Raw genomic sequence first — 23655 nt, 5'->3', positions numbered from 1 at the left:
ATCAGCCTCTCTGCATTCCCGCCGCGATCACGGCACGTCCGATCGGCGCGGCAACCGAGCCTCCCGTGGCGGCGAGAGCGCGATCGCCGCCGTCCTCCACGATGACCGCCACGGCAACAGTGGGCTGCTGGGCAGGCGCAAAGGCGATATACCACGTGTGCGGGGGAGTGTTACGGGGATCGTCGCCGTGCTCGGCGGTGCCGGTCTTCGACGCGATCTGGACCCCCGGAATCTTGCCCTCGCCGCCGGAGAAGTTCTCGGATCCGATCATCAGGTCGGTCAGGGTGGCCGCGACCTGCGGCGACATGGCCTGCCCGGCCGAGACCGGTGAGGTCTCCGCCAGCACCGACAGGTCCGGCGACTGCAGCTGGGACACCAGGTGCGGCTGCATCCGGACGCCGCCGTTGGCGATGGTGGCGGCGATCACGGCGTTCTGCAGCGGGGTGAGTGCGACGTCACGCTGGCCGATGCTGGACTGGCCCAGCGCGGCGCCGTCGGGGATCGGCCCGATCGTGCTCGCCGCGACGGGGACGGGGATCTCCACGGACTCTCCGACACCGAGCGCCTCCGCCTGCTCGGCGAGGGCCTCCTTGCCGGTCTCGATGCCCATCTCGACGAAGGCGGTGTTGCAGGAGCGGGCGAAGGCTTCGCGCAGGGAGGCCGTGGGGCCGCCACCGCACGTCGCGCCGCCGTAGTTCTCCAGGGTGGTCGCGGTGTCGGGCAGCGTGATGTTGGGCGCGGCGGTGAACTGGTCGTCGGGGGTGGTGCCCGCAGCGAGGGCCGCGGCGGTCACCACGACCTTGAAGGTCGAGCCCGGCGGGTAGGTCTGCGAGATGGCGCGATTGAGCATCGGTTTGTCGGGGTCGGCGTTGAGTTCCTCCCACGCCTGCGAGGTGGCGGCGCCGTCGTGGCCGGAGAGCCGGTTGGGGTCGTAGCTCGGGGTGCTCACCATCGCCAGGATGCGACCGGTGCTGGGCTCGATGGCGACGACCGAGCCGGTGTAGCCCTTGGCGGTGAGTTCGTCGTACGCCACCTGCTGCATGACAGGGTCGATGGTGGTGACCACGTTGCCGCCGCGAGGATCCCGGCCGGAAACCAGATCGAAGAAGCGCCGGCCGAACAGCCGGTTGTCGGACCCGTTGAGCACCTCGTCCTCGGTGCGCTCGAGCCCGGTGCTGCCGTACTGCATCGAGTAGAACCCGGTCACCGGTGCGTAGGCGAGCGGACTCATCGGCTGCTCGGGGGCGGCCGGGTACGTGCGCAGGTACTTGTAGCGGCTGTCGGTGGGGACCGACACCGCCAGGACCTGTCCGCTCGCGGAGATCTGGCCGCGCTGACGCGAGTACTCGTCGATGAGCACCCGCGAGTTGCGCGGGTCGGTGCGCAGGTCGTCGGCTTTGATGACCTGGACGTAGGTGGCGTTGGCAAGCAGCGCGACGACCATGAACATCACCGCCATCGCGACTTTGCGGAGCGGTGTGTTCATCCGCGCCCCAGCATTTCCGTCGGCGCGTCCGCGATCGGTGGCGGTGCCTTCTTGCGTGGGGCGGCGGGCTCGCGGGCCGCGTTGGAGATCTTCACCAGCAGCGCCAGCAGGAGGTAGTTCGCCAGCAGCGACGAGCCGCCGTAGGACATGAACGGTGTGGTGAGACCGGTGAGCGGGATCAGCTTGGTGACGCCGCCGACGACGACGAACAACTGGATCGCGATGGTGAACGACAGTCCGGCGGCCAGCAGCTTGCCGAAGCTGTCGCGGACGGCGAGCGCGGTGCGCAATCCCCGCGTGATGAGGATCAGGAAGAGGACGAGAATGGCGCTGAGGCCGATGAGCCCGAGTTCCTCACCGATCGTGGCGACGATGAAGTCGGTCTTGGCGAACGGCACCTGCGCGGGACGTCCGCTGCCGAGCCCGGTGCCGGCGACGCCCCCGGTGGCGAGACCGAACAACGACTGCGAGATCTGGTAGCCGGTGTTGTTGTAGTCGGCCAGCGGGTCGAGCCAGGTCTCCACGCGCACCCGCACGTGCCCGAACATCTGGTACGCGAAGTAGAAGCCGACGACGAGCAGGGCGCCCCCGACGAGCAGCCAGCCCACCCGTTCGGTCGCGATGTACAGCATCACCAGCACCGTGCCGAACAGCAGCAGCGACGTGCCGAGGTCCTTCTCGAACACCATGACGCCGATCGAGAGGATCCACGCCGCGAGGATCGGGCCCAGGTCGCGGGCGCGGGGGAAGTCCATGCCGAGCACGTGTTTGCCGGCGGTGGTGAACAGGTCGCGCTTGGCCACCAGCACGGACGCGAAGAAGATGATGAGCAGGATCTTGGCGAACTCGCCGGGCTGGATGCTGAATCCGGGCAGCTTGATCCAGATCTTGGCGCCGTTGACCTCGGAGAAGCGGGACGGCAGCAGGGCCGGGACGGCGAGCGCGACGAGACCGATCAGGCCCAGGGTGTAGCTGAACCGGGCGAGGAGCCGGTAGTCGTGCAGCAGCGCCAGCACCGCGACGAAGCCGGCGATGGCGAGCGCCGTCCACAGCACCTGCTGGTTGGCGTCGGGGGAGGGGATCGGCTGACCGAGGTAGCGCGCGTTCTCCTCGTCGGCGAGGTCGAGTCGGTGGATCAGGACCAGTCCCAGGCCGTTGAGCAGCGCGACGATCGGCAGCAGCAGCGGGTCGGCGTAGGGCGCGAACCGGCGCACCGCCAGGTGCGCGGCGAGGAACAGCACCGCGTACGTCAGCCCGTACTTGGCCAGGTCCATGGTCAGGGTCTGTTCCTGGCTGGCTTCGACCAGCATCAGCGACACCGTGGTGATCGTGATGGCGGCGACGATGAGCAGCAGCTCCGTGTTCCGCCGCGTGGACACGGCGGGAGCCGGGGCGAAGCCTCCGGGGGGACTGGGGAAGGAGGCTCCGGGTGCGTGGGACACCGACATCAGGCGCCCACCCGGCAGTTCTGGCCCGGCACCTGCGGGACCGTCGGCTCGGGCGCCGGGGCCGGGGCGGTTGTCTCGGCGGGGGGTGCGGGTTCCGACGCGGGAGCGGCCGTCGGGGCCGGCGCGGGAGCCGGTGGGGGCGCCGGCGCCGGTGCGGGCTCGGGAGCCGGCTGTTCCTCGACGCACACCGGGAGCAGGTCGTTCTCCGCGAGCCGGTTCATCTGCGTGCGCGCGTCGTCGAGAGACCCCGACGGCAGGCCCGCCCGCACCTGTTCGCGGGCCGCCGGCTGCAGATCGTCGACCAGCATGACGCGGCAGTCCGCCTCCTGCGGGGAGGTCAGGGTCAAGGTTCCGTCGTCCGCGAGACAGCCGACGAGGGACTGTTCCTGCAGGGAGTAGCCGAGGACGCTGCCGGGCACGCCGCGCAGCACCGTGACGCGGCCGTCGTCGTCGCCGACGTAGTAGTAGCTGCGGATCATCGTCCGGCCCACGGCCGCACCCGCGACGAGCAGCCCGAGCACCACGATCGAGACGAGCGGCCACCACATCCGGCTGCGTCTGCGCGCGGGCTCGGGATCCTTCTGCGCGACGACACGCTTGGGCGTGGCGCGCGGCGGACGCATCGCGGCGGCGCGGCCCGCGGCGGTGTTCGGCGGCGGGGTGTCCTCGTCGTCCCCCGACGCGGCGCCGGCGACGATCGGATGGCTCTGGCCGTAGTCGAGATCGATGACGTCGGCGACGACGACGGTGACGTTGTCGGGGCCGCCGCTGCGCAGGGCGAGTTCGATGAGCCGATCGGCGCACTCGTCGTGCGTGCCTTCGCTCATGGTGTCGGCGATGGTCTCGTCGCTGACGACGTCGGACAGGCCGTCGGAGCAGATGAGGTAGCGGTCGCCGGCGCGTGCCTCGCGCACGGTGAGGGTCGGTTCGACCTCGCTGCCGGTGAGGGCACGCATGATGAGCGAGCGCTGTGGGTGGCTGTGCGCCTGCTCGGGCGTGATGCGCCCCTCGTCGACGAGGGACTGCACGAAGGTGTCGTCGCGGGTGATCTGGGTCAGCTGGCCGTCGCGCAGCAGGTAGGCGCGCGAATCGCCGATGTGGGCGAGGCCGAGTTTGCTGCCGGCGAAGAGGATGGCGGTGAGCGTGGTGCCCATGCCGTCGAGTTCGGGTTCCTCCTCGACCTGATCCGCGATGGCGGCGTTGCCCTCGCGCACGGCGGCGGCGAGCTTGCCGAGCAGGTCCCCGCCGGGTTCGTCGTCGTCGAGGTGGGCGAGCGCCGCGATCATCAGCTGCGAGGCGACTTCTCCGGCGGCGTGACCGCCCATGCCGTCGGCGAGGGCGAGCAGGCGGGCCCCCGCGTACACGGAATCTTCGTTGTTGGAACGAACCAGGCCACGGTCGCTCCGGGCGGCGTATCGCAGTACAAGGGTCACGGGCGGAGCTCGATCACGGTCTTCCCGACCCGGACAGGAGTGCCCAGGGGTACGCGGACGGCGGTGGTGACCTTGGCGCGGTCCAGATACGTGCCGTTGGTCGAGCCCAGATCCTCGACGTACCAGTCCGACCCGCGGGGCGACAGGCGGGCGTGCCGGGTGGAGGCGTAGTCGTCGGTGAGGACGAGGGTCGAGTCGTCGGCCCGGCCGATCAGGACCGGTTGGGAACCGAGCGTGATGCGGGTGCCTGCGAGCGCGCCCTGGGTCACCACCAGGTACTTCGCCGACTTGCCCCGGCCCAGCGACGGCAGCACCGACTGGTTGCGCGGCGAGTAGCGCGGGACCGGACGTGCGGCACCGGCGTAGATGTCCGACCGCAGCGTGCGCAGGATCGCCCAGATGAACAACCACAGCAGGAGCAGGAACCCCGCCCGGGTCAGCTGCAGAATCAGCCCCTGCACGGCTCGCCCTCCTTCTGCGTATCGGCCCGGTGCGGTGTCGTCCGGTGCGCTGCGGTCACCCACAATACGGACCCCGGGCGACGAGACGCATCGTCCGGCGCGTTGCCGACGCGTCGGATGGGTCTCGGGCCGGTTCCGATCGGGTCTCGGTCCTCGGCGCTCAGAGAATGCGCACCAGGATCTCCGAGTGACCCGCCCGGATCACGTCGCCGTCGGCGAGCTGCCAGTCCTGCACGGATGCACCGTTGACGGTGGTGCCGTTGGTCGAGCCGAGATCCGAGAGCATGGCCACCTGCCCGTCCCAGCGGATGTCGATGTGGCGGCGGGAGACGCCGGTGTCCGGCAGCCGGAACTGGGCGTCCTGCCCACGTCCGACGATGTTGCTGCCCTCCCGGAGCTGGTAGTAGCGTCCGCTGCCGTCCTCGAGCTGGAGCGTCGCGGTCAGCACCCGGCCGGCCTGCGGGGGCTGGTACGCGCCGGCACCGTAGCCCTGGTCTGCGTACCCCTGCTCGGGGTAGCCCTGCTGGCCGTAACCCGGATCCGCATACCCCTGGTCGGGGTAGCCCTGTCCGGCATAGCCCTGCTGGCCGTACCCCTGATCCGGGTAGCCCTGGTCGTAACCACCGGGCTGGGCGTATCCGCCCTGGTAGCGGTCGTCGCCGTAGGCCTGCTGGGACGGGTACTGCGGGGAGTAGTCGCGCCCGTAGTCCTGGCTGTACGCCTGTCCGGAGTAGCCGCCGTAACCCCGGTCTTCGCCGTAGCCCCGCTCCTCGTGCCCGCCGGGCGCGCCGTAGCCCTGCTGGTCGTATCCGCCGGCGTCGTAGCCGCCCTGCTCACCGCCGTACGGTGCCTGCGCGGAGGGATACGCCCCGCCGTTCCGCTGGCCCTGCTGGTAGCGCTGATCCTGGCCTACGTGCGCGTGACCGTTCCGCGCGTACTGCGGCTCGGCGCTCTCGGCGGGGTCACGGCTTGGGTCGTAGCCTGGGTTCTGCGTCATCGAGCCAACTCCTGGGTCGGGGGTCACGGTTGAACGGTGGTGCGGTGTCCGTGAGGCCGGGGCGCGCCCGACGTCGGGGTCGACCGACCCGTGCGTGCGGAACTGCCCGGTGTGCAGCGCCGCCGACGACTCGAATCCGACCTGGATCTGACCGTAGGTCTGCCACCCCTGCTCGCGGATGAAGTCCTCAAGGTGACGCGCGAACGCCTTCACCGTCAAGTCCCGATCCGCGGCGAGGGCTTCGTGATCGGATTCGCTGATCGTGATCACGTACCGGTTGGGAGCCAGCGTGTGGCCCCGGTCGAGCTGCTGGACGCCGTCCGTGGCCTCGCGTTGGAGCGCGGCCTCCACTTCCTGCGGAACGACGCCGCCACCGAAGACGCGCGCGAACACGTCGCTGACGGCAGCCTGCAGCTTGCGTTCGAATCGCTGCGCGATACCCACGGCGACCCCCTTTCCGGTCTGCGTGTCGCAATGCAGAGCTCGCTTCTGCATGGTATCGACTTTTCGTCCGATCCGGCCCGGTGGAGGGGGCGCCCCCGCCGCCGCGGTCCGGCGCATCGCCCGGAAAGGGCCTCTGCGCAGGCGAATCGTTGTTCGCCGAGGGGGTGTGTTACTGTTTTCCAGTCGCTCGGGCGAGTGGCGGAATGGCAGACGCGCTGGCTTCAGGTGCCAGTGTCCTTCGGGACGTGGGGGTTCAAGTCCCCCTTCGCCCACCACATCGGGCCCCCGATCCTTGCGGATCGGGGGCCCGAGTCGTTCTCCGGTCGCTCGGTGCGTTCGGTTCAGGAGCCGGCCGTCGCGAAGCGCGTCCGCAGGTTCGCAATCATGCAGTGCAGCTCCCGCTGGGTCTCGCGCAACTTCCGGACCTCCGCCTCGTACCGCTGTGCTGCGGCGACGGAGCCGCTGCCGCGTTCGATCCGCGCGCAGGTCTCGGCGGTGGCGAGTGCCGCGGTGACGCTGTCGTTCTCGCGATGGAGGATGCCGAGGAACACCTGCCCCTGGTGGACGTCGGCGACGGTGTGCTCGTCGGCGGCGGCCGCGAGATCCGTCAGGCTCGTCGCGCCGTGGGGCGAGGACGGGGTTGTCGTGCGATGTGCAGTGCGGGTCGTGCTCATGGCGAGCAGTCTGGCATCCCCGGACGGATTACATGCAGGATGCATGGTCTGTTGTGCCCGATTCGGGACGTTTTCCCAGTCGGTTGAGTGTTCAACAAGTCGCCACGTGACGGACGTCTCTGCGCAACCGCTTCCGGCGGTGGTTCCCGCTGGAGGGCAGAGTCAAACCCGCTGTGACTCACTTCACGGAACTTTTGTTTCCTTACCCTAACAACTGCCTGTTACCCTTTCGATACCGCTGACCGCAGCTGATTTATTCGCTGCGGTCAGTTGTTATTTGTGGGGTTGTCACGTTCCCGTGGGACGGGGATGTCGACTGACCCGCGAGACGCCCCGCAGCCTGCTGTGAGCCGAGCGGGAGGATCTCGCGGCATCGGCCGAGTGGGTTCGACGGCAACCTCCCGCTGGACGCGGAATCCGCCCGCTCACCGCCGTTGTGGACAACCCCGAAGTTGTCCACAGCCCGGCAGGTTTCGCCCGCGCTCAGATTCCGGTGGTCCCCCGCGGGTACGCCGCTGTGACGTCCGTCAGCACGTTCACCAGGTACGGCACCCCGGACGCGAACGCCCGGTCCAGGGCCGGGCCGAGTTCCCGCGGATCCGTCACCAGCTCGCCGCCCGCCCCGAGCGCCGTCGCCACCAGGTCGTACCGCGTGCCCGGCGCCAGGTCGGCGGCCACGTCGTAGCCGTACAGCAGCTGCATCGGACCCTTCTCCAGCCCCCACGCCGAGTTGTTCCCCACCACGATCACCACGGGAAGTTCGTGCCGCACCAGGGTGTCGAGGTCCATCAGGGACAGCCCGGCCGCGCCGTCGCCGAGCAACAGCACCACCTGACTCGCCGGCCGTGCCACGCGCGCCGCGACGGCCGCGCCGAGCCCGGCGCCGAGGCATCCGTACGGCCCGGGATCGAGCCACTGGCCGGGCCGTCTCGGTTCGACGAACTTGCCCGCGAACGACACGAAGTCGCCGCCGTCGCCGATGATCACGGCGTCGTCGGCCAGTCGCGGCAGCAGTTCCCCGTAGATCCGGGCCGGGTGGATCGGGTCGGTGTCGGCGGCCAGGAGGGCGGCGTCGCGCTGGGCCGCGGCCGTCGCCTCCTCGCGCAGGCGTCGCACCCAGGTCTCCGTGTCCGGACGTGAGGGCAGCGCCGAGAGGATGCCGTCGAGGCAGGCCGTGAGATCGCCGGACACCGAGGCGGCGAGTTCGGCGTGTGCCGACACCTGCGCCGGTTCGTCGGCCACGTGCACCACCCGGGCCGCGGGTGCGCCGTCGCGTCCACCGAACCGGCCGTAGCCGAGGCGGAAGTCCAGCGGCGTGCCCACGACGATCGCCAGATCGCAGGTCCCTACCGCGGTGCCGCGAGCCTTGGTGACGAGCAGCGGGTGTCCACCGGGGACCACGCCGCGGCCCATGCCGTTGGTGATCACCGGGATCCCGACCTCGTCGACGAATCGCAGCGCCGCCTCCTCGGCGTGATCGGCCCACACGTCGGTGCCCAGCACGAGCAGCGGCCGCTGCGCCCCGGCGAGCAGGGTGGCGATCTCCGCCTGTGAGTCCGTGTCGGGCTCGAGCCGGACCGCGACCGGCGGCGACGGCAGCGGCAGCGTGGCACGTCCGAACAGTTCGTCCATCGGCACGTCCACGAATGCCGGCCCCCGGTGCGACGCGCGGGCCGCCCTGAACGCCTCGTCGACCAGCGGACCCACACGGTCCAGCGTCTTCGCCGTCTCGGACAGCTTGGTGACGGTGGACAGCAGCGGCGGCTGGTCGAGTTCCTGCAGGCTGCCCGTGCCCCAGCGGGCGTTGGGTGCGCGGCCGCCGAGCACGACCAGCGGTGACCCCGCGAAGTACGCCTGGGTGACGGCACTGACACCGTTCGTCACCCCGGGCCCGGCGGTGAGCACGGCCAGCCCGGGATGCCGGAGGAGCTTGCCCGTGGCCTCCGCGGCGAACACCGCCGTCTGCTCGTGCCGCACGTCGATCAGCCGCATGCGTGCCGCGCCCTTGACCGCGGCGTCGTACAGCGGGAACACGTGCGCGCCGGAGAGGGTGAACATCGTCTCGACACCGTGGGCGCGGGCCACCGCGGCGGCGTGGTCGCCGCCGTGCCCCTCGAGGTCCGGGCTCATGGCGCGAAGGGTACGGGTGCGGGCAGTGCCGTGGGGCAGGTTCGGTGAACTCTGCCCGAGCCGGCCGTCCGCACCGGACCGGGAGGATTCTCCGAAAAGTATTGTGTCACAAAGCGATATCGGAATGTCGGTGGACTGTCACGCCCGTTGCGGCGCGAGCCGCAGCACCGCGTCGCGCAGGGCTGTCCCGCGTTCGGCCGTCGCCACCCGGCTCGCCGCGTACGACGCCCGCACGAGGAGCCGGGTGGTCCGACGCCGCGCCCGGTCGTAGCGGCCGAGCGCTTCGGGCACCTCGAACCGGGCGAGCAGCCCCGCGAGGGTGGCCGCGTCGACGATCGCCTCGCAGGCGCCGCGGCCGAGGTTGGGCGTCATGGCGTGGGCGGCGTCGCCGAGCAGCGCGACGTTGCCGCGCACGTACGACGGCAACGGCGGGGACTGGTAGATCTCGTGGTGGAGCACGGTTGCGGGGTCGAGGCGGTCGAGTACGTCGCGCACGGCCGGATGCCAGTCGCCGAACCGGGCGACGAGGTCGTCGGCGCCGCCGGTGGTGCCGACGGGCGCGCGGACCGCGGCGAACCAGTTGACCAGGCCGCCCTCGCGGGGAGTGATCCCGAAGAGTGCGCCCGCGCCCCATGTTTCGGTCGCGGTGTCCACGGTGCCGTCGACCCAGCCGCGCCAGGCCGCGAGGCCTGCGTGGACGGGCCGGTGGCCCGGGCCGAAGAGGGCGTCGCGGGTCGGGCTGCCCAGACCGTCCGCGCCGATCACGACGTCGTAGGCGCCGAGCTCGGTCAGTGGCGGGGCGGCCCGGCCGAGCCGCAGCACCTCGTCGGGCAGGCCCGCGGCGAGCAGGCCCAGCAGCGCCGGCCGCGAGAGCAGTACGGCGGGCCGCCGGGTGCGCATCCGCGCCAGCGGACGTCCGTCGGGCCGCACGATCGCGCCGCGGTCCAGGGCGACGCCGAGTCGCTCGACGGCGCCGGCGAGCCCGGCCGAGGCGAGAGCGTCGAGCGCGGCCGGCCACATCCCGAGCGCTGTTCCGGTCGCCGGCAACGCGGGGGAACGCTCGAAGACGTCGACGTGCCAGCCCCGCCGGACGAGTGCGTTCGCTGCGGTAAGCCCACCGATTCCGCCGCCGAGGACCGCGGCCTTGCCGCTGTTGCTCCTGGTCATGACGACAATCTACTACGTATGTAGTGTCTTGTCACTACTGTTGTAGTGTCGAGGGGTGACCGACAAACGCGCCGCGGTGCTCGACGCCGCGATCGAACTGCTCGGCCGGGAGGGGTTGCGCGGGCTCACCCATCGCGGCGTGGACGCGGCCGCCGGCGTGCCGGCCGGTTCCACGTCGAACTACTTCCGCACGCGCCGGGCTCTGCTCGAGGGCGTCCTCGACCGTCTCGTCGAGCGCGACCGGTCCGACATCGCCGTCCTGGGGGGCGGAAACCTCCCGCGCACCGAGGACGAACTCGTCGACGTGCTCGCGGGGTACGTGATGTTCGCGACAGGTCCCGATGCGCTGCGTACCCGGGCCCGGTTCGCACTGTTCGTCGAGGCCAGCGCCTCCCCGGCGCTGCGACGGTCCGTGCAGCGCCGGCGCGACGAACTGCAGGGCACGGGGCTCACGGTGCTCGCCGCTCTCGGCTCCGCGGATCCGGTCGGCGGGGCACGCATGCTCGCCGACCACCTCGACGGGATGATCCTGCACCGTCTGACCTCGGAGGATGCGGACTCCGACCCGCGCGAGGACCTTCGCCGGCTGGTGCGCGCGCTGCGGTGACGCGGAGCGCCGCGTGGTCGTGCGTCAACCGCGTGTTAACGGTCGGTCACCGGGCCGTTAGGGATGGATAGGATAGCCTTGGTTGCGTCGTCCCCAGGCGGCTGACATATCGTTGTACGCAACACGGTGGACACACGACGTCCAAGCCGACCGGGAGATCCGGCCCGAGCTGCCGAAAAAGGGCACCCGCATCGTCGCGGAAGGGCGGATACTGAACGGTGATCGGTGCCGATCCACCACGTGTCGGTACTTGCTCACGCAAGTAGATGGCCATCAGCGCTGCTGGTCGTCGCTGCAATCAAACGCAACGAAGGCTAGGTATGAAGCATCTTCCCGGGCCGCAAGGGCTCTACCACCCGGCGAACGAGCACGACGCCTGCGGTGTCGCATTCGTCGTCGACATGCATGGTCGCCGCAGCCGGGACATCGTGGAGAAGGCGATCACCGCGCTGGTGAACCTCGAGCACCGCGGTGCCGCGGGCTCCGAGTCCAACACCGGTGACGGTGCCGGCATCCTCATCCAGGTTCCGGACCGCTACTTCCGTGAGGTCGTCGACTTCGACCTGCCGCCCGCCGGCTTCTACGCCACCGGTATCGCGTTCCTGCCCCAGGACGAGAAGGCCGCCGACGAGGCCGTCGCCGCCGTCGACGCGATCGTCGCCGAGGAGGGCCTGCAGGTCCTCGGCTGGCGCGAGGTTCCCGTCGACCCCTCCGACCTGGGCACGCTGGCGAAGCAGGCCATGCCGAGCTTCCGTCAGATCTTCCTCACCTCGCCCGACCGCACCCTCGGCGGTCTCGACCTCGAGCGCCGGGCCTATGTGGTCCGCAAGCGCACCGAGCACGAGCTCGGCAGCGAGGGCGCCGGCCAGGACGGCCCCGGCAGCGAGACGGTGTACTTCCCCAGCCTGTCGGCGTCGACCTTCGTCTACAAGGGCATGCTCACCACGCCGCAGCTCGAGGGCTTCTACCGCGATCTGCAGGACGAGCGCGTCGAGTCGGCACTGGGCCTGGTGCACTCGCGCTTCTCCACCAACACCTTCCCGTCGTGGCCGCTCGCGCACCCGTTCCGCCGCGTCGCCCACAACGGCGAGATCAACACCGTCACCGGCAACGCCAACTGGATGCGTGCCCGCGAGGCGCTCATCGATTCCGACGTGTTCGGCGGCCGCGAGAAGCTCGACAAGATCTTCCCGGTCTGCACCGAGGGCGCGTCCGACACCGCCCGCTTCGACGAGGTGCTCGAGCTCCTGCACCTCGGCGGCCGCAGCCTGCCGCACGCCGTGCTCATGATGATCCCCGAGGCGTGGGAGCGGCACGAGTCCATGGACCCGGCCCGCCGCGCGTTCTACGAGTACCACGCTGCCCTGATGGAGCCGTGGGACGGCCCGGCGTCGGTGTGCTTCACCGACGGCACCGTCGTCGGCGCCGTCCTCGACCGCAACGGCCTGCGCCCGTCGCGGGTGTGGGTCACCGAGGACGGCCTCGTCGTCATGGCCTCCGAGGTGGGCGTGCTCGACATCGAGCCGCAGAAGGTCGTGCGCAAGCTGCGCATGCAGCCCGGCCGCATGTTCCTCGTCGACACCTCGCAGGGCCGCATCATCGACGACGAGGAGATCAAGAGCGCCCTCGCCGCCGAGCACCCCTACCAGGAGTGGATCGACCAGGGCATCGCGCGGCTCGAGGATCTGCCCGAGAGCAAGTACACCTACATGTCCCACGAGCGGGTCGTGCTGCGCCAGCAGGTGTTCGGCTACACGAACGAAGAGGTCCACCTCCTCGTCAAGCCGATGGCGGCGACGGGCGGTGAGGCGCTCGGTTCGATGGGCACCGACACTCCCATCGCGGTGCTCTCCTCGCGTCCGCGCATGCTGTTCGACTACTTCTCGCAGTTGTTCGCGCAGGTCACCAACCCGCCGCTCGACGCGATCCGGGAAGAGGTCGTCACCAGCCTCGGCGGCATGCTCGGCCCCGAGGGCGACCTGCTGAACCCCACCGCCGAATCGTGCCGGCAGATCCTGATCTCGGCCCCGGTCATCGACAACGACGACCTGCAGAAGCTGATCCACGTCAACGACGACGGGCAGTTCCCCGGCTTCAACAGCGTCATCATCCGCGGTCTGTACCCCGTCGCCGAGGGCGGCGAGGGCCTGCGCCGCGCGCTCGAGAACATCCGCGGCCAGGTCTCCGAGGCCATCGACGGGGGCGCTCGCCTGATCGTGCTCTCGGACCGGGAGTCCGACGAGAACCTCGCGCCGATCCCGTCGCTGCTGCTCACCTCGGCGGTGCACCACCATCTCGTCCGCGAGAAGACCCGCACCAAGGTGGGGCTGCTGGTCGAGGCCGGCGACGCCCGCGAGGTGCACCACATCGCCGCGCTGTGCGGTTTCGGTGCGGCCGTGGTGAACCCGTACATGGCCTTCGAGACCATCGACGAGCTGCTGCAGAACGGCGACCTGCCGGACGGCATCACCCTCGACAAGGCCCTCGCGAACTACATCAAGGCCGCGTCGAAGGGCGTGCTCAAGGTGATGTCCAAGATGGGCATCTCCACCCTCGCCTCCTACACCGGTGCCCAGCTCTTCCAGGTGATCGGCCTCTCGCAGGAGATCGTCGACGAGTACTTCACCGGGATGCAGTCGCAGCTCGGCGGCATCGGCCTCGACGAGATCGCGCAGGACGTCGCCGCCCGGCACTCGCTCGCCTTCATGGACCGTCCCTCCGAGCACGCCCACCGCGAGCTCGAGGTCGGCGGCGAGTACCAGTGGCGCCGCGAGGGCGAGTACCACCTGTTCAACCCGGACACGGTGTTCAAGCTCCAGCACGCCACCCGCACCGGGCAGTACTCGATCTTCAAGGAGTACACCCAGCTCGTCGACGACCAGTCGGAGCGGCTCGCGTCGCTGCGCGGCCTGTTCGAGTTCCGCACGGGAGAGCGCCCGGCGGTGCCGCTCGAGGAGGTCGAGCCGGCCAGCGAGATCGTCAAGCGGTTCTCCACGGGCGCGATGAGCTACGGCTCGATCTCCGCGGAGGCGCACGAGACCCTCGCGATCGCGATGAACCGTCTCGGCGGCCGCTCGAACTCCGGTGAGGGCGGCGAACATCCGGACCGCTTCACCCCGGACGAGAACGGCGACTGGCGGCGCTCGGCGATCAAGCAGGTCGCCTCCGGCCGGTTCGGTGTCACCGCGCACTACCTGACCAACTGCACCGACATCCAGATCAAGATGGCGCAGGGCGCCAAGCCGGGTGAGGGCGGGCAGCTGCCGCCGCACAAGGTGTACCCGTGGGTCGCCGAGGTGCGTGGCTCGACGCCGGGTGTGGGCCTGATCTCGCCCCCGCCGCACCACGACATCTACTCGATCGAGGATCTCGCGCAGCTGATCCACGACCTGAAGAACGCCAACCCGCAGGCCCGCATCCACGTGAAGCTGGTCTCCGAGATCGGTGTCGGCACCGTCGCGGCGGGTGTGTCGAAGGCGCACGCCGATGTGGTGCTGATCTCCGGTCACGACGGCGGCACCGGCGCGTCCCCGCTGACCTCGCTCAAGCACGCGGGTGCGCCGTGGGAGCTCGGTCTCGCCGAGACGCAGCAGACGCTGCTGCTCAACGGTCTGCGCGACCGCATCGTCGTGCAGGTGGACGGGCAGATGAAGACCGGCCGCGACGTCGTCGTCGCCGCCCTGCTCGGCGGTGAGGAGTTCGGCTTCGCCACCGCTCCGCTGGTGGTGTCCGGTTGCATCATGATGCGCGTGTGCCATCTCGACACCTGCCCGGTGGGTGTGGCGACGCAGAATCCGGTGCTGCGCAAGCGCTTCACCGGCAAGCCGGAGTTCGTCGAGAACTTCATGCTCTACATCGCCGAAGAGGTGCGCGAATACCTGGCCGAGCTGGGCTTCCGTTCCCTCGACGAGGCCATCGGGCGCGTCGACATGCTCGACACCACCAAGGCCGTCGACCACTACCGTGCCTCGAAGCTGGACCTGTCGCCGCTGCTCGAGCAGACCCGTTCGCCGATCTTCTGCGAGCAGGACCTGCACTGCACCAAGGAACAGGACCACGCGCTGGACAAGGCACTCGACAACGAGCTCATCACCCAGGCGCGGCCGGCTCTCGAGTCGGGTACGCCGGTGACGATCGAGACCAAGATCGCCAACGTCAACCGCACCGTCGGCACCATGCTCGGCCACGAGCTCACCAAGGTGTACGGCGGGGAAGGCTTGCCGGACAACACGATCGACATCACGTTCACCGGTTCGGCCGGCAACAGCTTCGGCGCGTTCGTGCCCAAGGGCATCACGCTGCGGCTGTTCGGCGACGCCAACGACTTCGTCGGCAAGGGCCTGTCCGGCGGCCGGATCGTCGTCCGCCCGCCGCTCAACGCCGCGCCGGGCTTCGTCGCCGAGGACAACATCGTCGCCGGCAACGTGATCCTGTTCGGCGCCACCAGTGGCGAGGCCCTCATCCGCGGCGTGGCGGGTGAGCGGTTCGCGGTGCGCAACTCGGGTGCCACGGCCGTCGTCGAAGGCGTCGGCGACCACGGCTGCGAGTACATGACCGGTGGCAAGGTCGTCATCCTGGGCAAGACCGGCCGCAACTTCGGCGCCGGCATGTCCGGCGGTGTCGCGTTCGTGTACAACCCGGACCGCGACTTCGAGGCGAACCTGAACACCGAGCTGGTCGATCTCGAGGACCTCGAGGGCGAGGACTTCCTCTGGCTCAAGGGCGCCATCGAGCGCCATCGTGACGAAACGGGCTCCGAGGTTGCAGCCCGCATCCTGGCCGACTGGTCGCAGCAGGTCAGCCACTTCGCGAAGGTCATGCCTCGCGATTACAAGAAGGTACTCATGGCTATCAAGGACGCCGAGATTCGAGGCGCGAACGTGGACGAGGCGATCATGGAGGCGGCTCGTGGGTGATCCAAGCGGCTTCCTCAAGCACGGCTCGCGGGAGACGCCGGTTCGCCGGCCCGTTCCGCTGCGGCTGCTCGACTGGAAGGAGGTGTACGAGCCGTTCCCGCTCGACACCCTCCAGGTCCAGGCCAGCCGCTGCATGGACTGCGGTATCCCGTTCTGCCACAACGGTTGCCCCCTCGGAAACCTGATTCCTGAGTGGAACGACCTGGCCTACAAGGGCAAGTGGAACGACGGCATCGAACGCCTGCACGCCACCAACAACTTCCCGGAGTTCACCGGCCGGCTGTGCCCCGCGCCGTGTGAGGCCTCCTGCGTCCTGGGCATCAACCAGGACCCGGTGACCATCAAGCAGGTCGAGGTCGAGCTCATCGAGAAGGCCTTCGACGAGGGCTGGGTCGCACCGGTCATGCCGTCGAAGCTGACGGGCCGCAAGGTCGCGGTCGTGGGCTCCGGCCCGGCGGGTCTGGCTGCGGCGCAGCAGCTCACCCGCGCCGGCCACTCGGTGACCGTGTTCGAGCGCGAGGACCGCATCGGTGGTCTGCTGCGCTACGGCATCCCCGAGTTCAAGATGGAGAAGGCCGTCATCGATCGCCGTCTGGCGCAGATGGAGGCCGAGGGCACCGTCTTCGAGACGGGCGTGAACGTCGGTGTCGACATCACTGCCGATCAGCTGCGGGAGCAGTTCGACGCGGTCGTGCTCGCCGGTGGCGCCACCGAGGCCCGCGACCTGCCGATTCCCGGGCGTGAGCTGGACGGCATCCACCAGGCGATGGAGTTCCTGCCGATCGCCAACCGGGTGCAGCTCGGCGACCTGCCGGAGCCGACCATCACGGCGAAGGGCAAGAAGGTCGTCATCATCGGTGGCGGTGACACCGGCGCCGACTGCCTCGGCACCTCGCACCGTCAGGGCGCGGCCAGCGTGCACCAGTTCGAGATCATGCCGCGCCCCCCGGAGGAGCGCGCCGAATCGACGCCGTGGCCGACCTACCCGCTGATGTACCGGGTGTCCTCCGCGCACGAGGAGGGCGGCGAGCGCGTGTTCTCCGTCAACACCGAGCAGTTCGTCGGCAAGGACGGCAAGGTCGCCGCCCTGAAGGCGCACGAGGTGAAGATGGTGAACGGCCGCTTCGAGAAGGTCGAGGGGACCGACTTCGAGCTCGAAGCCGACCTGGTGCTCCTGGCCATGGGCTTCGTCGGCCCCGAGAAGCCGGGCCTGCTCACCGACCTGGGCGTGGACCTCAACGAGCGCGGCAACGTCGCCCGCTCCAAGGAATGGGCCACCAACGTCGACGGCGTCTTCGTCGCCGGTGACATGGGCCGCGGCCAGTCGCTCATCGTGTGGGCCATCGCGGAGGGTCGTTCCTGCGCCGCGGCGGTCGATCAATACCTCGAGGGTGCGACGGTGCTCCCTTCGCCGATCACCACCACCACGATGCCGCAGCGCTGAGCGCTCGAATGTGACAGCGCTGAGCGCTCGAATGTGACAGCGCTGAGCGCTCGAATGTGACAGCGCTGAGCGCTCGAATGTGACAGCGCTGAGCGCTCGAATGTGGCAGCGCTGAGCGCTGGATTGCGACAGCGCCGAACGCGCGGGGCGCGTCCGCCGGAAATCCGGTGGGCGCGCCCTTCCCGTTTCGTCCGTTCGGGACGGTTCGCGCGTTATGGTCGTGCGCATGGGTCACCGCATCACGATGCGCAGGGGTCACCGCATCACGAGACGATCACTTGCGGCGGGCATCCTCGGCGCCGGGACCGTGGCGGCCCTGAGTGCCGCCCCCGCGGGGGCGCAGGTCCCCGGCGAATGTGTGCGCAACGTCGGCGGTGCCGTGACCGTCGACGGCGTTCCGCAGGCGCCGCCGGTGGCCGGGTACGACGGCCTGCGACTTCTCGGAGTCGATGGGGGAGCGGGTAATTCGTGCATCACCAACCTGGGGCCGGGTGCCGTGTCCGTGTCCGTTCCACCGCACCCGGCCGCCGCTGCGGCGCCGTCCGGCGCGCCGGTGGAGATGCGTGTGGACGGCGGTAACGGCAACGTCGCGGTCACCAATCTCGGCGTCGGTACGGTCACCGTCGACCGCGATCGGGTCCTGGCGGGGCCCCCGCCGTCCGCGCCGAGCCCGGCGGCCTCGCCGCTCGCGCATCTCACCCCTGAACTCACGCTCGACGCCGGCACGGACGGTGTCTACGTGACGAACATCGGCGCCGGCCACGTGACGGTCGCGGACCACGATGCGGCGGCCGGTCCGCTGCCGCCGGAGGTGCTGCCTCCCGGTGTCGTGGTCACGGATCCGTTGACCGGCAACGTCTTCGTCACCAACATCGGCGCCTCGGCGGTGACCGTCGTGGACCGTCCGGGGCAGCTGCAACGAGTCGTCGACCGCGGCACCGTGGGGACGGCCGTCGACTACGGGGCGGGGAACGTGTTCGTCACCAACATCGGCGGGGGAGCGGTGACCGTCCTGCGGGAGTAAAGGGGGTCTCCCGTCTCGTTCATCTCTGTGTCATATTGCATGTGCATCATTTCGTGACGACGTCGAGATCGGCAGGAGACCTCAGGGGGCTGCGGTGGGGCTGAGAAGTGTGTTGACGCTGGTAGCGGTCGCCGCGGCCACCGTAGTGGGGTCGGCGGTGACGGCTCCCGCGGTCCAGGCCGATCCGGCCGGGTGCCCGAAGCTCCAGGTCGTCGCCGTGCCGGGCACGTGGGAAACGTCGAACACGCCTGCACCGCAGCGAGGCAACGGCATGCTCGCGGCGGTCACCTCCAATCTTCCCCCCGGGGCCCGGGTCGACTACGTCCGGTACGCCGCGACGGCGTTCCCGTGGGAGGGCGAGGTCTACGGTGTGTCGCGGCAGCAGGCCGTCGACAATGCCCGCGGCATCGTCGCCGCGACGGCGGCCGCGTGCCCCGAGGCGCGGTTCGCGCTCGTCGGCTACAGCCAGGGCGCCGACGCGGCCGGCGATCTCGCCGCCGAGATCGGCACCGGCTTCGGAGTGGTCCCGCCGCATCGGCTCGCCGCGGTCGGCCTGCTCTCCGACCCCCGTCGTTCCGAGGCGGACATCCTGATCGGACCGCCCGTCGCGGGCAACGGCGCCGGCGGGCCCCGCATCGGCGGGTTCGGGTTCGTCAGCGGCGACGTCCGCACCTTCTGCGCCGTCGGCGACCTGTACTGCTCGACGCCCAAGGACGATTTCGTCACCCGCGCTGCGGGTTTCCTCGCGATGGCCTCCGGGGGCGACCCGTCCGCCGTCGACCGGTATCGTGCCGAGGCCGACGCGATCTACCTGGATCTGATGAGCGCGGGCGGGCTCCCCATCCTGCAGTCCCAGCTCACCGAGCAGGCCAACGACGAGCGCGAGATCAAGATCCGGAAGTTCTACGAGTCGCAGATCCACCAGGACTACACCAATTACGCGGTCGAACCGAACGGCACCTCGGCCACGACGTGGCTGCGGAACTGGCTGGCTTCCAAGGTCTGACGGGCCGTCAGGTCCGCGAGCCGCGTCGCGCGCGCACGGTGATGCCGCGCGCGGCGAGCAGAGCGGCGAGCACGCCGTCGCCGTCGGTCACGGTCCCCGAATGCGTTCCGTCGTAGATCGCTCCGCAGCCACAGGAGGGACTGCGTGCCTGCAGGACCGCCTCGCGCACGTCGTGCTCGGCGGCGATCCCGGCGACGATCTCGGCCCCACGGACGAACGGATCGGTCATGTCCGCTCCGGTGTCGGTGACGACGCGTGCTCGGCCGGCAAGGACGTCTCGACCGTCGCCGCCGACGATCTCGGCGGGTGGGCGCGGCGTGGGGAGTCCGCCCAGCACCTCCGCACACACGGCGATCGCGCGTCCGGCGGCCACGTCGGCGACCACGTCCTCGTCCGGCCGGGCCTCCGCGTTGTACCGGCACGGCACGCCGGCCAGGCAGGCACTGACGAGAATCGGACGATCCGGCACAGGGTCAGGTTACCGGCAGGCCCGAGCCGGGACTCCGCCCGGAGAGGCCCCACCGCCCGGTCCGGCTCTCCCCGGTGACCACGGTTCCGGGCACGGCGGTACCCGTCCACGGTCATCTCCTGAGCGGTGCGTGGCCGCCGCCGACAACGATCGAGTTCGCCGCGCACGGGCGGGGACGCGCGGCGCTCAGCGGTCCGGCTCGAAGCGGGCACCGAATCGCATCGCCTCCGGGGCGAGGCGGCTCACCCACCGCCGGGTCTTCGCTTCCGGCGTCACGGTCACCAGTGCCCGGTTGTGCCGCACCGCGGCGACGATCGCCTCGCCGACCTTGTACGGCGGATAGCTGCGCGTGCGGTACAGCGCCGTGACCCGCTCGCGGAGCGTGCGCTGCTCCGGTGCGCCGAGGCCCACCATCTCGGCACCGGGAACCAGGTTCGTGCCCACGAGCCCCGGACAGATCGCGCTCACCCCGATCCCGTGGACCATCAGTTCCGCCCGCAGGCACTCGGTGAACATCAGGACCGCGGCCTTGCTCGTCGAGTAGGCGACGAGGCTCTTCTGCGGGGTGAACGCGGCCGCCGAGGCGACGTTGACGATGTGCCCGCCGGTGCCGCGCTCGAGCATCTGGTCCCCGAACGCCCGGCACCCGTACACCACGCCCCAGAAGTTGACGTCCATGACGTGCTCGAACGTCTCCTGCGGGGTGGCGGTGAACGTGCCGATCACGCCGATTCCGGCGTTGTTGACGACCACGTCCGGCACGCCGTGCTGGGAACGGACCGTCGCGGCGAACCGCCGCACCTGCTCCTCGTCGGCGACGTCGAGTTCGTAGGCGTGCGCCCCGCCACCGAAGACCGCTCGCGAGCCGCCGGCGCCGGGGAGGGGCGCGTTGAGCAGCTCCGCGGTGGCGCGGGCGGTGTCGACGTTGCGGTCGGCGACCACGACGATCGCCCCCACGTCGGCGAACGCCCGTGCCGTCGCGCGGCCGATACCGCTGCCCGCCCCGGTGACCACGACGAGCGTCCCGGTCAGGTCGTGCAGGCGCTGATGGACCACTGTCCCTGCGCGCCATCGACGCATCTCCGCGATCCGCGATCTCATGGGCACCATCTTCCTCGTCCGAGCCGCTCGTGCACGGCAGCCGCGCGCGGTACCGTCGAGAAATGACGGAACTGCGTGTGGTGGCGACCATTCCGGCGAAGCCCGGTTCGGAGGACGCGGTGCGGGGCGCGCTGGTGGCGCTGGCCGCGGCGAGTCGCGACGAGGACGGCTGCGTCTCGTACGAACTTTTCGAATCCGGCTCGGCGCCAGGCACATTCGTGACGGTCGAGGTCTGGTCGGGTCAGGAGGCGCTCGACGCGCACATGACCTCCCGGCACGTCACGTCCGCCCTGGCGACGGTGGGGGAGCACCTCGCGGCGGCGCCGGTGATCCATCCGCTCACGGCCGTCGCGTAGCCGGTACGACCGAGCCGGCCGGTCATCGCTCCCCGGATTCCTGACCCGACACGTCGCGGGCCGGTACGACGACGGTGCTCAGCAGCCGCCGGCGCCGGCCCGGGCCGGGGCCCAGCTCGAGGTAGCGCGTCAGCAGCTGCCGCATCTCGGTGACCAGGGCGAGGGCCTCCTCGTCGGTCAGATCGAGGGCTGCCTGCCGGTATCCGACGACGTCCTCGGCCGGATCCCGTCGCTCGGGATCGTCGAGGTACGCGTCGAAGTCGGCGAGCAGCTGCGCGGTGAAGGCGAGGAAGGCACGCCGATGGTCCTCGGCGCTCATCGTCACCGCCTCCTGCCCGTCTATGTGCGCGCGTTCGGCGACGAGACGGTAGGTGCGTTCGACCGCGCCGCGGACGCGGCGCTGCGCGACGACGTCGAGGACTCCGGCGCCGGTGAGCGTCGCGATCTGCCGGTAGAGGGTGGCGGCGGGAACGTCGTCGATGAGGGCACGTAGCTGCGCGGTGGTGGCGGTGCGGTCGCCGAGCAGCGCCTGGACGATCCGCAGGCGCACCGGATGCAACAGCAGTTCCGCGGTGGTCATGTCTCCTCTCACCCGTCAATGTTCTCACGATTGACATTGTTCTCAGCAATGAGAACAATGGGAGCCATGACGACGCTGAGCATCGACCACGGAGTCCTGACGCTGCGCTTCACGCGCTTCGAGAAGATCGCGGGACTGATCCGCGACGTCGACGTCCCCCTGGATGCCATCCGGGACGTCGAGGTCCACGCCGACGGTCTCGCCGCGACGCGAGGAATGCGCGCTCCCGGCCTCGGGCTGCCGGGTGCCCGCAAGATCGGCACCTGGCGCGCGCGGGGACGCAACGAACTCGTCGCCGTGCGGCGCGGACAGCCCGCCCTGCGCGTCGAACTGTCGGGACACGCGCGCGACGCCCTGGTGATCGGTATGGACGACGCCGAGCAGTGGGCCGAGCGGCTGCGAACCCGGACGGCGCGCGCCTGATCTCAGCCGTTCTCGACGTCGGTGGACGGGCCCTCGTCGGTGGCGCCGCCTTCCCCGGCCCATTCGGCCGGATCGGACAGGACGTCGTCGTCGGCACCTCGGGACCCGCTGTCGGTGTCCGCGGTGGCGGGGTCGCCGTCGCCGTCGGGTCGCGTCATGTCGCCTCCTGTGTCGATCGGGGGATCGTGTCGGGGTGAGCCGTTCCGTTGTACGCGGTCGGAGTACCCGTTCGGAACGCGACTACACCCGGCGGTGCCGCACCGGAATTCACCCGATGCGGCACCGGGCCGGTCTGCGTCCGGCCGCTAGAGGGAGTGCTTGCCCTCGTTCGGAGGCGGGACGATCGGTGCGCCCGCGGCCGGGGGAGTCACGGCCGGCCCGCCGCCGGCGGCGTCGGGTGCCATGTTGCCGCCTCCCGAGATGTTCGCCTTCTCGGCGGCCTTCTTCGCCAGGTCGCCGGCCTTCTCCTGCACCTGGGGCGCCTTCTCCTGCACGGTCTCCTTCGCTTCGGTGACCTTCTGCTGTACCTCGGGCTTGTTCCACAGCTGAACGGACTGATCGCGCATCTTCTCGTAGGTCTCACGCCCGGCCCTGGTGCCCAGCACGAAGCCCACGGCGGCACCGGCGGCGAAGGTCAGAGCTCTCATCATGGCAATCTCCTGCTCGTCGAATCTCGGGGGCCCGGCGTCGTCGACACCGGCCGGCGGTCGTGGCCCGACGGCTACCTTCCGCCCGGCTGCCACGCCCTCGCGGCGGCCGCCTCGTCGCGGTTCCGCCCACGTCGTACCGATACCCGGATCCGAGCCGGTTCACACCGGTTGCGGCGAACGGATCAGACGCGCAGCATGTCGCGCACGTGCCCGGTCTCGTTGACCGAGGCTGCCCGCCGGGCACCGTTGCGGGAGACGAGGATGCGGGTCACCGATGTGTACTCGATGGGGAACATCAGCGGCCGGTCGAGCCCGAGCAGGTCCTGGAGCAGGACGTTGACGACGCCGCCGTGGGCGAACACGGCGACGGTGTCGTCGTGCGCGCAGGTGTCGACGATGTGCTGGGTGGCGGCGAGAACGCGGGTGCGGAATTCGTCCGCATCTACGAAGTCGGGAAGGTGACCTGCGCGGATGCGTGCCACGGCGTCCGGGGCAAGCTCCTGCGCGAGGTGGAACGGAATGTAGTGGTCGAGGTGGTAGTCGTACTCCGCCAGGCCCTCGAGCCGGGTGACGGGAAGCCCGCGGGTCTCGGCGAGCGGCGCCGCCGTCTCCAGGGCGCGGCGTTGCGGGCTGCTGAACACCCGCGCGATCCGGTAGGGCTCGAGCGCGGTCGGCAGCCGCGCGGCCTGGGCGCGGCCCTCCTCGGTCAGCGACGGGTCGGCGCGTCCCTCGCTGACCCGGGAGATCTCGGGTAGGGCGTGTCGAATCAGGAGAAGCTGCACGTCACCACGATCGCACGACGACCGATCGCGCGCTCGGTCGACCCGGTGTTTCACGTG

The 23655-nt window shown here is 70.3% G+C and carries 21 protein-coding genes and 1 tRNA gene; 8 read left to right on the top strand and 14 right to left on the bottom strand.

The features are described from left to right. Position 1: 1 nt before the first annotated feature. From RR3_RS15435 to RR3_RS15415, 5 genes are all read right to left on the bottom strand, one after another. On the bottom strand, positions 2 to 1486 hold the full coding sequence (locus tag RR3_RS15435; protein ID WP_010595475.1) for a peptidoglycan D,D-transpeptidase FtsI family protein: 1485 nt from the start codon (positions 1484 to 1486) through the stop codon (positions 2 to 4). Continuing rightward, a complete protein-coding gene (locus RR3_RS15430; RefSeq protein WP_064066397.1) occupies positions 1483 to 2934 on the bottom strand; it encodes an FtsW/RodA/SpoVE family cell cycle protein in 1452 nt (483 codons plus the stop codon). The genes RR3_RS15435 and RR3_RS15430 overlap by 4 nt, the downstream gene beginning before the upstream one ends. Continuing rightward, a complete protein-coding gene (locus tag RR3_RS15425; protein ID WP_026137849.1) occupies positions 2934 to 4367 on the bottom strand; it encodes a PP2C family protein-serine/threonine phosphatase in 1434 nt (477 codons plus the stop codon). Before RR3_RS15425 ends, RR3_RS15430 begins: the two co-directional genes overlap by 1 nt. Further along, the gene (locus RR3_RS15420; RefSeq protein ID WP_010595478.1) at positions 4364 to 4828 is read right to left on the bottom strand and encodes an FHA domain-containing protein FhaB/FipA; all 465 of its coding nucleotides are present in this window, start codon (positions 4826 to 4828) and stop codon (positions 4364 to 4366) included. The genes RR3_RS15425 and RR3_RS15420 overlap by 4 nt, the downstream gene beginning before the upstream one ends. Before the next feature lie 160 nt (positions 4829 to 4988). Further along, the gene (locus tag RR3_RS15415; protein ID WP_010595479.1) at positions 4989 to 6320 is read right to left on the bottom strand and encodes an FhaA domain-containing protein; all 1332 of its coding nucleotides are present in this window, start codon (positions 6318 to 6320) and stop codon (positions 4989 to 4991) included. 138 nt (positions 6321 to 6458) lie between these two features. On the opposite strand from RR3_RS15415, the gene RR3_RS15410 reads away from it, so the two are divergent. Beyond that, a tRNA-Leu gene (locus tag RR3_RS15410) sits at positions 6459 to 6544 on the top strand. A gap of 66 nt (positions 6545 to 6610) precedes the next feature. On the opposite strand, the gene RR3_RS15405 is transcribed toward RR3_RS15410, so the two are convergent. From RR3_RS15405 to RR3_RS15395, 3 genes are all read right to left on the bottom strand, one after another. Then, a complete protein-coding gene (locus tag RR3_RS15405) occupies positions 6611 to 6943 on the bottom strand; it encodes a hypothetical protein (protein ID WP_064066396.1) in 333 nt (110 codons plus the stop codon). A gap of 483 nt (positions 6944 to 7426) precedes the next feature. Continuing rightward, complete coding sequence (locus tag RR3_RS15400) at positions 7427 to 9073, bottom strand: acetolactate synthase (protein WP_010595481.1); 1647 nt, start codon at positions 9071 to 9073, stop codon at positions 7427 to 7429. A 138-nt stretch (positions 9074 to 9211) separates the two neighbouring features. Further along, positions 9212 to 10240 carry an FAD-dependent monooxygenase gene (locus RR3_RS15395; protein WP_010595482.1) on the bottom strand — a complete coding sequence of 343 codons (1029 nt, stop codon included), beginning with the start codon at positions 10238 to 10240 and terminating at the stop codon, positions 9212 to 9214. A 55-nt stretch (positions 10241 to 10295) separates the two neighbouring features. On the opposite strand from RR3_RS15395, the gene RR3_RS15390 reads away from it, so the two are divergent. The 5 genes from RR3_RS15390 (at position 10296) to RR3_RS15370 (ending at position 19237) form a co-directional block, all read left to right on the top strand. Beyond that, positions 10296 to 10847 carry a TetR/AcrR family transcriptional regulator gene (locus RR3_RS15390; protein WP_010595483.1) on the top strand — a complete coding sequence of 184 codons (552 nt, stop codon included), beginning with the start codon at positions 10296 to 10298 and terminating at the stop codon, positions 10845 to 10847. 320 nt (positions 10848 to 11167) lie between these two features. Beyond that, the gene (gene gltB / locus RR3_RS15385; protein ID WP_010595484.1) at positions 11168 to 15763 is read left to right on the top strand and encodes a glutamate synthase large subunit; all 4596 of its coding nucleotides are present in this window, start codon (positions 11168 to 11170) and stop codon (positions 15761 to 15763) included. Continuing rightward, positions 15756 to 17207 (top strand): glutamate synthase subunit beta, encoded by a 1452-nt coding sequence (locus RR3_RS15380; protein WP_010595485.1) that lies wholly within the window; start codon positions 15756 to 15758, stop codon positions 17205 to 17207. The genes gltB and RR3_RS15380 overlap by 8 nt, the downstream gene beginning before the upstream one ends. Before the next feature lie 226 nt (positions 17208 to 17433). After that, on the top strand, positions 17434 to 18231 hold the full coding sequence (locus tag RR3_RS15375; protein ID WP_225223008.1) for a YncE family protein: 798 nt from the start codon (positions 17434 to 17436) through the stop codon (positions 18229 to 18231). A gap of 112 nt (positions 18232 to 18343) precedes the next feature. Further along, entirely contained in the window at positions 18344 to 19237 is an 894-nt protein-coding gene (locus RR3_RS15370) for a cutinase family protein (RefSeq protein ID WP_230831591.1), read from the top strand. A gap of 7 nt (positions 19238 to 19244) precedes the next feature. On the opposite strand, the gene RR3_RS15365 is transcribed toward RR3_RS15370, so the two are convergent. Together RR3_RS15365 and RR3_RS15360 are read right to left on the bottom strand one after the other, a co-directional pair. Then, entirely contained in the window at positions 19245 to 19706 is a 462-nt protein-coding gene (locus tag RR3_RS15365; RefSeq protein ID WP_010595489.1) for a 2-thiouracil desulfurase family protein, read from the bottom strand. Positions 19707 to 19892: 186 nt separating this feature from the next. After that, on the bottom strand, positions 19893 to 20807 hold the full coding sequence (locus RR3_RS15360; protein ID WP_040273141.1) for an SDR family NAD(P)-dependent oxidoreductase: 915 nt from the start codon (positions 20805 to 20807) through the stop codon (positions 19893 to 19895). A 62-nt stretch (positions 20808 to 20869) separates the two neighbouring features. On the opposite strand from RR3_RS15360, the gene RR3_RS15355 reads away from it, so the two are divergent. Further along, positions 20870 to 21163: a putative quinol monooxygenase gene (locus RR3_RS15355; RefSeq protein ID WP_010595491.1), complete on the top strand. Its 294-nt coding sequence runs from the start codon at positions 20870 to 20872 to the stop codon at positions 21161 to 21163. Between the two features lie 22 nt (positions 21164 to 21185). On the opposite strand, the gene RR3_RS15350 is transcribed toward RR3_RS15355, so the two are convergent. Continuing rightward, on the bottom strand, positions 21186 to 21743 hold the full coding sequence (locus tag RR3_RS15350; RefSeq protein ID WP_064066395.1) for a helix-turn-helix domain-containing protein: 558 nt from the start codon (positions 21741 to 21743) through the stop codon (positions 21186 to 21188). A 66-nt stretch (positions 21744 to 21809) separates the two neighbouring features. Here RR3_RS15350 and RR3_RS15345 point away from each other — a divergent pair, with 66 nt between their 5' ends. After that, positions 21810 to 22166, top strand: a complete 357-nt coding sequence (locus tag RR3_RS15345; protein ID WP_010595493.1) for a hypothetical protein — start codon at positions 21810 to 21812, stop codon at positions 22164 to 22166. Between the two features lie 2 nt (positions 22167 to 22168). Here RR3_RS15345 and RR3_RS24935 read toward each other — a convergent pair whose 3' ends face one another. The 3 genes from RR3_RS24935 to RR3_RS15335 all read right to left on the bottom strand — a co-directional run bounded on the left by RR3_RS24935 (position 22169) and on the right by RR3_RS15335 (position 23598). Next, entirely contained in the window at positions 22169 to 22324 is a 156-nt protein-coding gene (locus RR3_RS24935) for a hypothetical protein (RefSeq protein ID WP_003936594.1), read from the bottom strand. A 147-nt stretch (positions 22325 to 22471) separates the two neighbouring features. Beyond that, on the bottom strand, positions 22472 to 22816 hold the full coding sequence (locus tag RR3_RS15340; protein WP_010595494.1) for a YtxH domain-containing protein: 345 nt from the start codon (positions 22814 to 22816) through the stop codon (positions 22472 to 22474). 182 nt (positions 22817 to 22998) lie between these two features. Then, entirely contained in the window at positions 22999 to 23598 is a 600-nt protein-coding gene (locus RR3_RS15335) for a histidine phosphatase family protein (protein WP_064066394.1), read from the bottom strand. Positions 23599 to 23655 lie beyond the last annotated feature (57 nt).

Origin of the sequence: Rhodococcus ruber NBRC 15591, from assembly GCF_001894945.1 — a bacterium.
GTDB lineage: Bacteria > Actinomycetota > Actinomycetes > Mycobacteriales > Mycobacteriaceae > Rhodococcus > Rhodococcus ruber.
Note: the sequence above shows the minus strand (reverse complement) of the source record. Positions and strands in the feature narration are given on the sequence as shown.